At 63.8% G+C, this 14,652-nt stretch carries 15 protein-coding genes; all 15 read right to left on the bottom strand.

The window, feature by feature from the left end; all coding sequences use genetic code 11:
- Positions 1-36: 36 nt before the first annotated feature.
- Entirely contained in the window at positions 37-303 is a 267-nt protein-coding gene (gene fliQ / locus NKJ78_RS11090) for a flagellar biosynthesis protein FliQ (RefSeq protein WP_023671896.1), read from the bottom strand.
- A gap of 24 nt (positions 304-327) precedes the next feature.
- Positions 328-735 (bottom strand): flagellar hook assembly protein FlgD, encoded by a 408-nt coding sequence (flgD, locus tag NKJ78_RS11085; RefSeq protein ID WP_352459804.1) that lies wholly within the window; start codon positions 733-735, stop codon positions 328-330.
- Positions 735-1,178: a flagellar biosynthesis repressor FlbT gene (gene flbT / locus NKJ78_RS11080; protein WP_023671894.1), complete on the bottom strand. Its 444-nt coding sequence runs from the start codon at positions 1,176-1,178 to the stop codon at positions 735-737. Before flbT ends, flgD begins: the two co-directional genes overlap by 1 nt.
- The gene (gene flaF, locus NKJ78_RS11075; RefSeq protein WP_023671893.1) at positions 1,175-1,522 is read right to left on the bottom strand and encodes a flagellar biosynthesis regulator FlaF; all 348 of its coding nucleotides are present in this window, start codon (positions 1,520-1,522) and stop codon (positions 1,175-1,177) included. Before flaF ends, flbT begins: the two co-directional genes overlap by 4 nt.
- A 30-nt stretch (positions 1,523-1,552) precedes the next feature.
- The gene (locus NKJ78_RS11070; protein ID WP_023671892.1) at positions 1,553-2,596 is read right to left on the bottom strand and encodes a flagellar hook-associated family protein; all 1,044 of its coding nucleotides are present in this window, start codon (positions 2,594-2,596) and stop codon (positions 1,553-1,555) included.
- A 3-nt stretch (positions 2,597-2,599) separates the two neighbouring features.
- The gene (flgK, locus tag NKJ78_RS11065; protein ID WP_352562433.1) at positions 2,600-4,054 is read right to left on the bottom strand and encodes a flagellar hook-associated protein FlgK; all 1,455 of its coding nucleotides are present in this window, start codon (positions 4,052-4,054) and stop codon (positions 2,600-2,602) included.
- 176 nt (positions 4,055-4,230) lie between these two features.
- On the bottom strand, positions 4,231-5,484 hold the full coding sequence (locus tag NKJ78_RS11060) for a flagellar hook protein FlgE (protein WP_023691731.1): 1,254 nt from the start codon (positions 5,482-5,484) through the stop codon (positions 4,231-4,233).
- Positions 5,485-5,578: 94 nt separating this feature from the next.
- Positions 5,579-6,247, bottom strand: coding sequence for a response regulator transcription factor (locus NKJ78_RS11055; RefSeq protein ID WP_023683295.1), 669 nt, complete (start codon positions 6,245-6,247; stop codon positions 5,579-5,581).
- 220 nt (positions 6,248-6,467) lie between these two features.
- Positions 6,468-7,055: a transglycosylase SLT domain-containing protein gene (locus NKJ78_RS11050; RefSeq protein WP_444848970.1), complete on the bottom strand. Its 588-nt coding sequence runs from the start codon at positions 7,053-7,055 to the stop codon at positions 6,468-6,470.
- The gene (gene fliK / locus NKJ78_RS11045; RefSeq protein WP_023737672.1) at positions 6,988-8,370 is read right to left on the bottom strand and encodes a flagellar hook-length control protein FliK; all 1,383 of its coding nucleotides are present in this window, start codon (positions 8,368-8,370) and stop codon (positions 6,988-6,990) included. The genes NKJ78_RS11050 and fliK overlap by 68 nt, the downstream gene beginning before the upstream one ends.
- On the bottom strand, positions 8,367-9,797 hold the full coding sequence (locus tag NKJ78_RS11040; RefSeq protein ID WP_023737673.1) for a MotC family chemotaxis protein: 1,431 nt from the start codon (positions 9,795-9,797) through the stop codon (positions 8,367-8,369). Before NKJ78_RS11040 ends, fliK begins: the two co-directional genes overlap by 4 nt.
- Positions 9,794-11,140 (bottom strand): MotB family protein, encoded by a 1,347-nt coding sequence (locus NKJ78_RS11035; protein ID WP_023737674.1) that lies wholly within the window; start codon positions 11,138-11,140, stop codon positions 9,794-9,796. The genes NKJ78_RS11040 and NKJ78_RS11035 overlap by 4 nt, the downstream gene beginning before the upstream one ends.
- Before the next feature lie 13 nt (positions 11,141-11,153).
- On the bottom strand, positions 11,154-11,798 hold the full coding sequence (locus tag NKJ78_RS11030; protein WP_023737675.1) for a hypothetical protein: 645 nt from the start codon (positions 11,796-11,798) through the stop codon (positions 11,154-11,156).
- A 3-nt stretch (positions 11,799-11,801) separates the two neighbouring features.
- Positions 11,802-13,442: a flagellar basal-body MS-ring/collar protein FliF gene (gene fliF / locus NKJ78_RS11025; protein WP_023683301.1), complete on the bottom strand. Its 1,641-nt coding sequence runs from the start codon at positions 13,440-13,442 to the stop codon at positions 11,802-11,804.
- 189 nt (positions 13,443-13,631) lie between these two features.
- On the bottom strand, positions 13,632-14,516 hold the full coding sequence (locus NKJ78_RS11020) for a flagellin N-terminal helical domain-containing protein (protein ID WP_023683302.1): 885 nt from the start codon (positions 14,514-14,516) through the stop codon (positions 13,632-13,634).
- Between the last annotated feature and the right edge of the window lie 136 nt (positions 14,517-14,652).

Here is a 14,652-nt window from a genome sequence, read left to right as displayed (position 1 = left end):
CAATCTAGCCGGAACACAGCCGCCTGCAAGCGCTGCCTAGAACCCGTTTTCAATGCGCTCGAAAATGACGTTGGTGAAGGCCGAGATCTGGCTGCCGATGAACGGACCGGTCAGCGCCACGACCAGCATGATGGCGACGATCTTGGGCACGAAGGTCAGGGTGATTTCCTGGATCTGGGTCAGGGCCTGGATCAGGGCAATGCCGATGCCGACCACCATGGCGACCAGCACCACCGGCGCGGAAGCAACAAGCACCGTCCATACCGCGTACTGGACGATGTCGAGTGCGTCGGCCTCGTTCATGTGAGCGCGCCTCTATGGAACTGTCTAGCTGGCCGGCTTTATCGAAACGCCCGCGCCGACCGGCACTTCGGTGCCGTTCTGCAACACGGCGATCACGCCGTTGCTTGCAAGCTTGACCGAGGCCACGACGCCGGTCGTCTTGCGGTCGGCCGAGGTGATCGAGCGGCCGATCAAGGCATCGGCCTGCGACAGCGCCGAGGACTGCATGATCTGGTCGAGCTTGGTGTTGGTCTGCACCGATTGCTCTACCTGCGAGAAGGTGGCGAGCTGGGCGACATACTGCGTCGAATCCATCGGTTTCGTCGGATCCTGGTTCTTCATCTCGGCGATCAACAGCTTCAGGAACGACTGGTAGTCGACCGCTGTCTTCGACGTCTGCTGGGTGCCCTGGTTGGCGCCCGTGGGGATCGTCGTCGTCATGTCCACATTCATCAGTATTGTGCTCCCACGGCCAGCGGGCGCTTCGCACCCTGAACATCGTCATTGCCGCCAAGTGCGCGGCGTTCGAGCGGATAAAGCGCACGGATAGCCTTCAGCGCTTCATAGATATGGTCTTCGCCGACCATGCGGTCGATCTGCTTCAGCGCGCCACTGATCTGCTCATCCTCGAAGCTTGCCAAAAGCAAGGGCAGCGAGCGGCGGAACATGGCGCGCGCCTCGATGGCGCCGGCCGGGTTCATCAGCATCACCTGCAGGATGAAATAGAGCTGCTTGAGCGGCGTCAAGGCATCGTCGGCCTGGATGACATGGTTCTCGAGCAGGAACTGTACGTCGTTCATCAGCTCGACGGTGACCTTGCGGTCGACGCGGATGACGGCGCCGTTGATGTAGATCTTCTCGTTCGGCTTCAGCGATATCTTCAGCGTGTTGGTCATTGAATGCCGTCCCGGATGATCTGGGACACTTCGATCAGCCCTTCGAAATTGTCGGTGCGGCCCTGGCGGATGTCCTCGGCCTCGCGCAGCAGCCACAGGCCGATGGAGATGAGGTTGGCGCGCAGTTCCTTGGGCAGGACATTGTCGCTGGAACCGAGATCCTCGACGAAGGTGGTCCAGACCCGGTTGGTGAAGTGCAGCGCTTCGACCGCCTCCATCGAGGTGTGGCCGACCGCCGCCGCCGCCGCCAGCATTTCGATCGAGCGGGTCAAAAGCTGCCGCTCGCGATCTTTCGCATCGGCAACGGAGTCGGTCTGGATGTCGGCGTAGGAGAATTGGTACATCGTTTGGCTCTACCGTTGCGGTTGAGATTGTCAGGTCAGGTAGTTCAGCAGGCTCATCTGCTGCAGGCGCGCGGTCAGCGCGAAGGACGTCTCGATATGCTGCGTCAGATCCGCGACGCGGGTGGCTGCCTCGGCGGGGTCGACGCCTTCCAGATCAAGGATATGGCGCTCGAACAGGTCGACCTGCGTCTTCATGCGGTCGCTGGCGTCGGAGACCCGCTTCTCGGCAAGGCCGGTCTCGGCCTGCAGCTGCCCTAGCCCGCCCAGCGCCTCGCCGACCATCGCCTGGGCGCGGCCGACAACGGTGGTCTTCGCCGCCTGGCTGATATTGCCGGACAGCAGGCCGGTGATCAGGGCGGAAGCCATGGCGAGCTTGCGGATGCTGTCGTCATTGGCGCTGGCCGAGGTTTGGGTGGTTTCGCCCAGCGAAATGCGGCTGACGATCTGCTGGTCGGTGGCGTTCGACCAGTTGGCCTGCCAGCCGGAGCCCATGAACTGCGGCAAGACATTGCTGGTGATGAAGCCGTCCATCTGGGCGGCGGTGATGTTGGCAGCGAGCGGATCGGCCTGCGTGAAGCCGAAATACGACGAGAAGGAAGCGTCGAACGCCGCCTTGGCCGGCGAGCCCGCGGCGGTGAAATCGTCGATCGGCTTGACGTCGGTGTTGGTGCCGGCAAACAGATATTCGCCGTTGACGCTGGCGTTGAGGATAGAGGTCATCTGCTGCACGGCGGCCTTGCCGGCTTGCTGCGTGATGGTGCTCGAGGAATTGCCGGCGGCGGTCAGCGCGGTCAGCAAATTCTGCGCAGTGTCGGAAAGCTGGCCAAGCGCAGCCTGCGTCGAGGACAGCCGCGCGGTGACCAGCGAATTGGAATCGATGATGACGTTCAACCGGTCGAGGTCGCGCGAGAAGGTGACCGCCTGCGAGGTGCGCGCGCCGAGCGCCAGACCGACATCGGCGACGGTGCCGGTCGTCGATTCCTTGGTGGCTTTGACCAGTTCGGCCTGCATGCGCATCTGCTGATAGCGCGCGGCGTTGGAGAGGGCGGCTGATGAGACGGATGTGGCTTTCATGGCTTATCCTACGGCATCGAGCAGGGCCGACAGCATGTCGTCGACGGTTTTCATCATGCGCGCCGAGGCCTGATAGGTGTGTTCGAGGTCGAGCAGCAGCGACATCTCCTGGTCGACATTGACGCCGGTGTCGTTGGACAGCGCCTCGGCGGTGCGCGATGCCAGCGCTTCCTTGGCGTCGGCGTTGCTCGAGGCCTGCTGGCGCTGGCCTTCGAACCAGCCAATGGCATTGGCGGCGTAGTCGGACACGCTGGTCATGACGGTGATGCCGGCCGCAGCGTCGAAAGGCATCGGCTTGTCGAGCTTGTCGCCATAGCCGATCAAGAGCTGCGAATAGGAGGCGTTGCCGGCAGTGTTGGCGATATAGGCCGCACCATTGGCGCCGCCGTCGCGCAGCAGCACCGGATTGCCGCCGACGCTCGAGTCCATTGCGGCGTTGACCTTGATCGAGCCGGCAAGCCCGTCGATCAGGGTGCCGGCGGCCGGAATGGCGGGCGCACCCGACCAGGTGAACAGGCCGGTTCGGTCGGGCTGCGAAGGTGCTGTTTCGGCAAAGGCGGTGATGAGGCCGCGCGCCACTTCGTCGAGCTGGCTCTGCATCGTCGCCGCGACGCCGTCGCGCAAGGTGATGAGCCCGGCGAGCTTGCCGTCGGCGCTGGTGTTGCCGCCAGCCCCGGCGCTGACCGGCACATTGTCGATGTAGATGGTGTTGCCTGGTGTGCCGGCCGTGTAGCCCGCCGACGGGGTGAAACTTACCGAGCGCGGAATGGTCTCGAACAGTGTCGTGCCATCCTTGGTGGTGATGACCATGTCGTTGTCGCCACGCGTGAAGGTCGACACCGGCACATAGTCCGCGATCTTCTTCAGCAAAGCGTCGCGCTGGTCGAGCGCGTCGGATGCGTCGGTACCCGAACGGGTTGCGGAGATGACCGCCTTGTTGGCGTCCTGGAACTGACTAAGCAGCGAGTTGAGATCGTTAACCGCCGTTGATATCTCGCCATCGGCCTGGGTGCGGAAATCCTGGATCGCGTTGGTGCCGTCGTTCAGAGCGCGCACCACCTGCTGGGCCGCGTCGATGACGCTGGAGCCGAGGTTCTGGTTGGATGGCGTAGCGGCGTAAAGCTGCAGCGCGTTCTGCAGCTTGCCGATCGCGGTCGAGGCAGAGGAGGCGTTGTCGACGCCGTTGACGGCAACGGCGAGGCGGTCAATTCCGCTGTAAAGCGTGCTCTGGCCGCTCCATGCCGATTGCGCGCTAAGGTTCTGGCGAAACAGCAGGGCGTTGGTGGCGCGCTGGATCTCGACCGAGCGGGCGCCGGGCGCGCTGCTGACGACGACCGCCGTGCGGCGGGCATAGTCGGGGTTGCTGGCGTCGGCAATATTGCGGGAAAGGACGCTGGTCTGCTTCGATGTGGTCTGAAGCGACTGTTGGGCTATGGTCAATGCGGAAGTCAGCGACATGCGGGTCTTTCACGAGGCCAGTGGGGAGGGGATGACGTCTCTGCCCTGTCGGCGGCGTCGGCGTTCGGAAACCTGCAATTCCAGACCACCCCGGCCGGTTTGCCGGTGTGGCCTTGAATTCGAAATCCGCGCACCGCGCTGCTCTGGTTTGGGTTCATTCCCCTGGCGCCCGTCGTTTATCTCTTCAGGTTGACAAGGACATCCATGAGGTCGGAACCGGTCTGGAACACTTTCGAGTTAGCGGTGTAGCTGCGCTGCGCCGCGATCATGTTGGTCAATTCCTCGGCGATATCGACGTTGGAATTTTCCAACGCGCCGGAGATGATGCTGCCGAGCTTGCCTTCATTGGCGAAGCCGATGCGCACGGTGCCGGAGTCGGTGGACTGCGCATAGACATTGCCAGGCAGTGCGGTGAGGTTGTCGGCGCTCTGGACGTCGGCCAGTGGGATCTTGAACAGCGGCTTGGTCGAGCCGTCCTGATACTGGGCGTAAATGACTCCGTCCTCGCCGATCTGGATCTTTTCGATCGTGCTGGGCGCGTTGCCGTTGACCTTGGCTTCGGAGACCGTGAAGCCGGTGCCGAGCTGAGTCAGCTTGGACAAATCGAGGTCGAGCGACGCACCGCCCGGTACGGGGATGGTAATCGAATCGACGGCGCCGGTGAGTTTGCCGGTGGTGGTGTCGAAGGTCAGGTTGGCCGTGGCCAGCGCGCCGCCCGTATAGGGAAAGGATGTGCCCGGCGTCGCCTGGGACTGGTCGAACACAGAGACCGACCAGGTGCCGGTCCCGGTGTTGGTGAAATAGAGGTCGAGCAGCTTCTTGTTGCCGAGATTGTCGTAGGTGACCATCGAGGATTTCGACGTGTATTCCGCCGTCGGGCTGTTGGTGGACGGCAGCGGACCGGCGGGCGGCGTGGCGCCGGCCGGCAGATTGGCGTTGAAGTTGCCCGCGGTGCTGGGCGTCGCGGTCATTTCCTGGTCGGAGATCTGGACCGGCACCAGCCCTTCGAAACCGTTGGCGGTGGCAGCCGGTGTGCCGTTGGCGTAGCTGTAGGCCATCAGCTGGTAGCCGGCGGCGTTGACCAGTCTGCCCTGAGCGTCGGGAACGAATGCGCCGGCGCGGGTGAGGAAAGGCGTTCCGCTGGGGTCCTGGACGACGAAGAAACCGTTGCCGTTGACCGCAAGGTCGGAAACCGAGGTCGTGTACTGCAGCACGCCCTGGGCGCTGATGGCCGAGCGGATGGTGGTGTTTACGCCGCCGGAATTATAGGCGCCGCCGACCTGCGGCATGATCAGCGTCGAAAACTCGGCCGAGGATCGCTTGTAGCCGGTGGTGTCGGAATTGGCGATGTTGTCGGCTGTGGCCGAAAGGCGGTTGGCCTGCGCGTTCATGCCGGAAACGCCGGTCCGCATCATTCCGTAAAGGCTCATCGAAACGTCTCCTCAATGCCCAACATCGTTGGGCCCATGTCTGTGGTCGCGAGGATATAATTTTTGTCTTGCGCGAGGCTGGCGCAGACCGGCATCAGAACACCAGCCGGTAGCCGAGGAAGCGCTTGGAATCTATCGGGTCCTGACCAAGCTTTTCGCGCAGCTTCTTGCGCAATTTGGAGATGTGGCTCTCGACGACGTTCTCCTCGACCTCTTCGTCGAAGATGCCGTAGATGGCGTTGAAGACCTGGGTCTTGGTGACGCGGCGTCCGCGGTTGCTCGCCAGATATTCGAGGATGCGGCGCTCGCGACGCGGCAGAGGCAACGGCTGGCCATCGATCTCGGGATCGCGGCCGTCCATGAAGATGCGCATGGCGCCGATCTCGGTGTAGCTGACGTCCTCATGGGCGCGGCGGCGGATGGCGGTGATGCGGGCCAGGATCTCCCGGATATGGACCGGCTTGCGTATGACGTCGTCGACACCGCTCTCGAACAGCCGCAGCGTATTCTCGAGCGAGTGCTGTTCGCTCAGCGCAATGACCGGAGCGCCGGTGCGGTCGCGGATCTGGCGTGGCGAGATGGCGCCTTCGCGGCAGTCGCCGATGAGGAAGGCTCGGACCGATCGCAAATCCGTGTCGGCGGCCGATGTCACCCACTCGCCGAATTCACCGGACGCGAAGCCTGCACAGGCAACGCCCTCACGATCGAAAAGTGAATTATAGCCTTCAGTTACGAGCTCTCGCTCGTCAACGATTACAATCATCGGCCCCGCCTCCGAATCAGATCATCTGCCCCGTGGGAAGAGGCGTAACCGGTGCAGGGAATCCTGAACAACCGTCATTTCTTGTAGCTATTTTCTTGGGAGTTATTTCGAGTATCGAAATAACCGCAATCAGGAGGTTGTATCGTTGGTTGCCGAACGGGTGACGTGGCACGTCACCCGCCGGGCGTGGATTTGCAGCCGTTCGCAAGAGATGATTCACCTAAGGGTTGCAAAAGTTGCGGGCGTTCGGGGTCCATTTGCCGAAGCCGGTGGCGACCATATTGGCGATGACGCGGCAGACATAGAATTTCTGCGCGGGGTCATTGTCGGGGCCGGCGTGGTAGCGGGCGACGGCCATCGACCAGCTGACATGACGCGCATGCAGGCTGGCCAGGAAGCGCGCGGCATAGTCGACATTCTGGCGCGGGTCGAGCATGTCGTCGACGCTGCGGAAATGCGCGGCGTGATAGTGATGGTTGATCTGCATGCAGCCGAGGTCGATCAGCGTCTTGCCCTCACGTCGGGCTGCTTCGAAGGCGGCTAGGGCCTCAGTGCGGCTCCTTGGAAATACCGCTTTTCCCTCTATATTCATGGCGTTAGGTTGCAAGCTACCCTTCTTGCCGGTCTCGGTCAGCCCGACCGCATAGAGGATGCCGGCGGGCACGCCATAGCGGTCGGCGGCACGCAAGATCTCGGGCTCGCAAGGGTTGGTGGCGGCGGTGGCCGGCTTGGTGGCGAGGCTAGATAAACATATCGTCGCCAGCGCGCTCGCGAGCAGGCGCGCCAGCGCGGCCGAATTCCTGGGCATCATCATTGCGGCTTCTTCCCGACTGCTGGCCGCCCGAACCCGTATTGTTGCCGCTCGAGTTTCCGGGCTGAAAAGCGGACTGGTCGCGGCCTTGCGGCATATGCGAGTTCGCTGCATCGCTGCGGGCCGCTGCGTGGATCGCTATCGAGGGTTGCAGGATGGTGACCTTGTCGACATCGAAGCCGAGCCCGCGCAACGACTTCACGATGGCGTCGCTGTCGGTGGCGAGACGGCGGTAAGCCTCATGGGTTTCGGGCTTCAATTCTATCGAAAGTTGTTCTCCGGAAAGCCTGAGACTGGCGGTGACCATGCCGAGCTCTGCCGGGTGAAGCTCGATCTTCAATATATGTGTCGGAACGGCAACAGAACCGGCCGTCTGGGCGGTCGTCGACGGCGTCGAAACCGCTTGCCGCAGGCCGCTATCCGAGGCCAGCGCGTCGATAAGCGCCGAAGTCGTCTGGTTCATCGGGCTTTGCGCCGGGGCCGGGAAACTCTGCTCGGCGACAATGTCGACGCGCGCAGCGAATGGCGGCTGTTTTCCCTGTGTGGACGATGCCGCGGAATGGGCTCCATCGACGGACTTCGCCGACGGCGCGGACCGTTTTGCCTCGGGTGCCGAAACGTCGCTTGCCGTCTGGTCCGCCGGTAGAGGAGGCGTCGGACCATCCTGATGCGGCAGTTTGCCGGACTGGAGCCCGATCGCGGGCAGCTTTTGCCCCTGATCCCGTGCTGATACGCTGGTACCGGTCTTGGCCCGTTCGGATCGCGTCGTCGTGTCGAGTCTGTCGTCAATGCCGGAAGCTGCGCGGTGTCTCTTCAGAGGCGACGTCTGTGCAGAAATGGCCTCGCCAGCGGGCGCCGGTTGCCCAGTCTGTCCATTCGTCGCGATGCCGTTCCCGCTTGTCCGGACCGTTGAGAAATGCCTGATATCGTGCAGCGCCAGCACCAATGGCAAATGATCCTGCAGCGGTCCTGCATCCGCGTCTCGTCCGGCCACTTCAGCGTCGTTGGATGGTTTGTCCGGGCCACTATCGGCATGTTCTTTTGCGGCCTTGCCGGCAGCGGATTTCGTCCCCGTCTTGCCAGACTGGGTGTGTGGGATTTCGCTTTTGCCGGGACCGGCAGGGCTGCGTTTGGCCCAATGCAGCTCGTGCGACGCGGCCTCAATTGCTCCCTGGCCTATCGGTGTCGGCGCATCGTCGTCGCCGCGCACCATGTCGCCGAAGCTTTTGTCGCCACCTTTGGCGTTTGAGGCCGACTGCTTCGATCCGGCGTGCGCGGGAGCCGGCAGGGCCTGGCCAACATTGGTGGTCATTTCGGGGCTGCTCCAAGCATCTGGTCGATCAAATCGAGCTGGTGACGCGTCCTCGCCATGGCGGCGTCGGTGGGATCGGTAGGCTCTACTGCGGCGGGGGCCGGCACCGATGCCGGCACGACCGGAGCCGCATCGCTGGCCGAGGCCACTGCAGGCGTTTCCGCCGCCTTTGCCTCTGGCGTGCTCGGTGCCTTCGCGGCCGGCTCACTTGCCGCCTTCGGTTGGTCGGTTGCGGGCTGTTCACTCGACGTTGTGGCGGCTGGCTGTTCCGGCATCGCGCCTTCGACCGGCGGCAGCTCTGGCTCGTCGGGTCTTTCCACGGCCGCGGTCTTGACCGGCTCCTGCCTGGCCGCGGCAGGTGCGGGCTTTTCGGCAGGCAGCGGCGCCGGCGGGGCGATGACTTCACCCGCCACGGCCTGCGCGGCATCGAGCAGGTCGCGGTCGCTTTGCGAAAGCTGGTTGCGATCGATCTTGTCCAGCTTGGCGCGGACCTCGCCGATGGTGCCGGACGTTACCGTGGACAGGCTGGAATAGAGCTGGGCGCGCGGATCGTCCTGATTGTGGATGCCGTCGCGGCCCCGTTCAGCCCTGGCCGAGGCGAAGGCGGAGAGATCGGCAAAGCCGTCGATCGCGGCGCGGCGGGCGATGCGCAGATAGATCACCTTCTCGCGCTCGGGATCCATCATTGCGGTGATGTCGGCGAGCTTGTCCTGGCTGATTGCCATGTGCAGCGTGATGACGCCGGAGACGAATGCGTCGGCGAACTGGCTGGCATAGGGCGAATAGAGGTAGTCTTCGACATATTGGGTTGAGGCAAGCGCGAAACGCGCACCGTCGCCTTGCGCGGCGGCGATGCCGACCGAGCGGCGCAGCGCTGCTTCCTCGACCAGCGTGCCGGGGCTGAGCAGGCGAGCATCGTCGAGCAGCGCAAGCGCGCTGACCGGTTGCTCGGTGGCGAGAAGCGAGCCCTTGACCAGCGCCAGAAAGGCACCGAGATCGGGGGGCAGGGTCATCGGATCGATCGGCTTCAGCGCCTCGATCGCAGCCGCCGGCCGGCCGTTCAGATAATCGACGATGCCCTTGGCGATGGTCAGGCTTTGCGGGTCGGTCTTGGCGCGCGACACCGCCGCCTCGACGGTGACGGGGTTGCCGCCACTCATGCCATAGACCAGCAAGGCGCGAAAATTCTTCGGGTCGCTGAAATCATCTGCGTCCGCCGCGCGCAGCCTTGTGTCGGCCATTTCGAGCAGCTTGGCCTGCATCGGCAGCGCGGCGTGATCGCCGGCGGCGATGCGGTCCTGCACAAGCTGCAGCGAGCGCACCAGCTGATAGGGCTGCAAGCCGTCCTCGGCGAAGGCCGATGGCGGATGGACAGCGCTCAGCAGCAGCAGCCCGACGGCGCGGCCGATGATCGCGGCGCGCCTCATCCGTCGGTCGCCATCAGGATTTCGATGCGGCGGTTCGCGGCCGCCATCGGGTCGGCTGCAATTTTCGGCTCGCGATCGGCGAAGCCGGCGACCTCGGTGATGCGGCGCTCGTCGACGCCGCCGCGCACCAGCATGTAATAGGCGGAATGGGCGCGCGCCGTGGACAGCCGCCAATTGTCGTAAGTGTCGCTGCGGAACGGCCGCGCGTCGGTGTGGCCGTTGATGCTGATCGTGCCTTTCTGCTCGTTGACGATGCGGCCGATCTTTTCCATCGCCAGCACCAGTTCACGCCTAGGCACCGCCGATCCGATCTCGAACATGCCGAAATCGAACTGGTCCGTGATCGAAATGACGACACCCTTGTCGGTGGCTTCGACGGAGACGCCATTATGCAATTTGTCGCCTGGCTTGAAGGCCTCGGCCAGTTCCTGCTTGACCTGCGCCGCGGCTCTAACAGTGGCGGCCGTCGGCGCCTTTTCCGCGGCTTCGGGTTTGGGTGCGGGTTGTGCTTCGGCAGCTTCGGCCTTTGCAATCTGGGCCTTCGCTGCTTCAGCCTTGGCCTCTGCCTTGGCTTCAGCCTTGGTCAGTGGCTTATCGGAAACGGATTTCGCCAGCGGCTCGAGCGGCGCCGCGGCCACTGGCGGCGCGGCCGGCACGGCCTTCACCTCCGCCACTTGCGTCTGTGCCGCCTTGTCACCCGGCTTCAGCGGATCGCCTTCGATCTTGCTGCGTTCGGCGGTGGCTTCGGCGCCTGGTGCAGCCACCTGCTGCGACCAGAAATCCGGCGCGAACGGGTCGCGGTAGGATTGGCCACCGGATGCGCCGGTAGCCGGGCCGGACGCCTGCGCGCCGCCATCGCCCTTCTCGCTGACATTTTGCATGACGCCGGTGTCGGTGGCGATTTCCGACAGCACCGCATAGGGATCGGCAAACAGATGCTCGTCGGAAAGATCGGTCTTCGGCGCCGATTCCTTCGATTGCTTCTTGTCCGAGGTGCCGGCGCCGCCGATGCCGTCCTGTCCCGCCTTGCTGGTCTTGTCCCGCGGGTCGTCCGCCGTCAGCCCGACCTTGCTCGGGCCATCGCCGAGGTCTTCGAGGCCCTTGCGGCTGGCGTTGCGATCGACCAGCTTGACCGGATTGAAGTAGCTGGCAACCGCCGCCTTGGTCTGCTCGTTGGCGGCGTTGATCAGCCACATGACGAGGAAGAAGCACATCATGGCGGTCATGAAATCGGCAAAGGCAATCTTCCAGACGCCGCCATGGTGGGCGTCGTCGTGGTCGTCGTGATTGCGCCGCACGATGATGATCTCGTGCCTGGCGTCTGCGGCCTCGACAACGCTCATGACGTCCACTCGTTCATAATAGGGCCCCCGCGCATGACAGGGCCTCCGACAAGGCGGCCGACCATTCGGCAATGCGGGTTTCGAACACCGCCTCGTCAATGGCGACGGTAAGGTCGAAGCCGGGCGCCTCGATGAAATCGAGATTGGCCGCGCGTGGGCCGAGCGAAGCCTTCAGTGCCTCGAACAATGACAGCGGTCCGCGCACGGCGATGCGCACCGCCTCGCTGTCGCCGACGGCTTCGCGGATCGTGCCGGCAAGGGCTTCCAGCGAACGCTTCTGCAGATCGTCGCTGACAAGGCCGCCAATGATGCGCGCAATGGTGGCGCCGACGAGGTCGCTGACCTTGGCCTCCATGATCTCGATACGGGCAGTGACGACCGCGCCGAGATCGCCGCCGAAACTTTCCAGAAAGGCCTTTGCTTCATCGGCATTGGCCTGTCTCTGCGCCTCGAGCGCTGCCTGGTGGGCGATGGCAAGGCGGGCTTCAAGGGCGGCTTCGGCATCGATGACCGCTTCGGCGATCAGCGCGCCGATGTCGGCCTGCGGCGCCGACGTCTCCGGCCTTGGCTCGGCCATGGCCGCGAGCGAGGGCTGGCCGGCACGCTGGCTGCGTGCGCCGAAATCCGGCAAAAGGTCGAAAAGCGCTGCCGAGGCCATGGTCTATACCGCTGCTTCCTGGGCCGCCCATTTGCGCAGGATCTGCGCGGTGCGCTCCTCATTGATGTCGACCATGCGGGCAAGCCGCTCCTGTGGCGCCGGCCTGATCTTCTGGCGAAGATCATCGAGTGGAGTCGGGCCGGGGCGGCTGCCGGGCAAGGCAGCCGGCGCCGGTTCGGCGCCGGCGGCTTCGGGTGTCGGCAGCGAACGCTGGACGTCGTCGAAGCTCGGACCGGCAAGTGCCGGCGTCGGCCGCGCGCTCAGCGCGGTGGCCATTGGCCTCAGGCCGAAGAAGGCGACCAGGAACACCACGACGATGAACGCGCCGGCGTTGATCATCGTACCGGCATGGGTTCCGATCGACGCCATTATGCCCGGCTGTTCGACCGGCTCGCCGTCCAGCCCGTCGATGAACTCGACCGCCGAGACATCGATGATGTCGCCGCGCTTGTCGTCGAAGCCGGTGGCTGAGGCGACCATTTTCTGGATGTCGGCGACGCGCTTGGCGATCTGTTCGGGTGTGGCGTCCTTGCCGAGGATGGTCATCAGCCGCTGCTGGTTGACGACGACGGCGATCGACATCTTGGTGACGGAATAGCCGTTCGAGACTGTGGCGATCTTCTTGGAGTTGATCTCGTAATTGGTGATCTCCTCCTTGCGATCATTCTCCGATGACGTCTGCGGACCATCGGTGCTGGTCGCCTGGGTCTCGGGCAGGTTCTGCTCGACGGTGGCCGGGGTCGAGGCCTGCCTCTGATTGCTGTTTTCGTTGGCGCGCACCGACTGCACGGAACGCTCCACGCGTGACTCCGGATCGAAGATCGTCTCTTCGGTCTGGCGGGTGTCGGTGTTGACATCGGCCTTGACGCTGGCGCGGAAATTGTCGGGGCCGAGATAAGGCGTCAGCGCGCGGCGGATGTTGTCGCCGATCTGCGCCTCGACGGTCTGCTCGACGCCGAGCGTGCGGGCAGCACTTGTGTTGGAGGGATCGTCGCCGGCGGCGAGAAGGTTGCCGTTGGAATCGAGCACGGTAACCTTGTCGGCCGACAGGCCCGGCACGGCGGCGGCGACGAGATGGCGGATCGACATGGCGCTCTTTTCGGCGTCGATGCCGGAATAGCGGATGACCACCGAGGCGGAGGGTTGCTGTTCGTCGCGGCGGAAATTGGCGCGCTCGGACATGACGATGTGAACGCGGGCGGCCTTGATGCCGGATATCGACTGGATGGTGCGGGCGATCTCGCCTTCCAGCGCGCGCACGCGGGTGATCTGCTGCATGAAGGAGGTCAGGCCAAGAGAACCGACATTGTCGAACAGTTCGTAGCCGGCATTGGCGCTGGTCGGCAGGCCCTTTTCGGCGAGCAGCATGCGCGCCTGCGCGGTGGTGCCGGCCGGCACCAGCACGGAGGTGCCGTCGGAGCCGACGTCGAAGCCGATGCCGGCTTCGCCGAGCACCAGGCCGATCTGGTTCACGTCGGAGCGATCGAGCCCGACATAGAGCGTCTCATAGGCCGGGCGGTTGAGATAGACCGAGCCGATGCCGATGACGGCCATCACCAATGCGGCAATGCCGGCCAGCATGGCAAGGCGCCTGACGCCAAATGCCCTGAGATTCGAGATGATGCTCTGGATCTGTTGCGGCACGATTCAAGCGCTCCCAGCATGATATTCCGTGGGAACACTAGACCGCGAAGCTTGTGCGAAGATGATAGAGCATGTCGCCCGGAAGTGTGCAGCGGTTCCGGGTCAACGACATGCGTCAAAACACACCCATACAGGAAAGGGCCGCGCTGTTGGCGCGGCCTATTCAAGGAAGAGAAAGCCGGGTCAGGCTTACTGCTTGAACAGCGCCAGGATCGACTGCGAGTTGCCGTTGGCGATCGACAGCGACTGGATGCCGAGCTGCTGCTGGACCTGTAGGGCCTGCAGCCGCGTCGATTCCTTGTTCATGTCGGCGTCGACCAGCGCGCCGACGCCCTTGTCGATCGAGTCCGACAGGTTCGACAGGAAGCTCTTCTGGGTATCGATGCGCGACTTGGCGGCGCCGAGATAGGCAGCGCCCGTGGACAGCTTGGCAAGCGCCGTTTCAACGGCGCCAAGTGCGGTGTCGATGGCTGCCGGAAGGACCTGGGTTGTGCTGGGATCGAAGAAGGTCGTCGCCAGCAGAGCGCCGACGATGCCGCCGGTGCCGGGAAGATCGAGGACCTGCGTGTCGGCCGCCTTGACGTCGATGGTGTCGATGGCGACGGTCGTGCCGGTGCGGTTATAGGACGCGACGATCTTCAGGTCGGAGGTCGCAGCAGCGTCGTTCTGCAGCAGGTTCGAGCCGGCATAGGAGGCGTTGGTGACCGACGACTTGATCTGGTCCTGGATAGCCTTGATCTCAGTGGCGATCTTCTGCTGGTCGTCCTTGCTGGCGCTGCGTGCAGTGACCAGCTTGGCCTTGATCAGGTCGACCTGGTCCTTGATGTCGGTGATGGCGGTGTAGGCGGTGTCGACCTTGCCGGCGCCGAGGCCAAGCGCGTCCTGAACGGCCGAAAGCGCCTTGTTGTCGGACTTCATCGTGGTGGCGATCGACCAGTAGGCGGCGTTGTCGCTGGCGGTGGCGACGCGGTAGCCGGTCGAAATGCGTGACTGGGTGGTTTCAAGCTGCTTGTTGGTGTTGTTCAGGCTCTGCAGCGCGGTCAGAGCCGAAGCGTTCGTCATGATGCTAGCCAAGATATTTACCCCTTTTCAAACACTGGCGTGTCCCGAACGCGCCGGATCAACTTCATCAAGGGGGTAGGCATAAGCCCATCGACCGTATGGTCTGCCCGCCATGGAATGGTTAACCATGACTACCGGGATATGGTTA

It is taken from the genome of Mesorhizobium sp. M0037 (genome assembly GCF_040323635.1).
Classification (GTDB): Bacteria; Pseudomonadota; Alphaproteobacteria; order Rhizobiales; family Rhizobiaceae; genus Mesorhizobium.
This window is presented reverse-complemented; position numbering and strand designations above follow the sequence as displayed.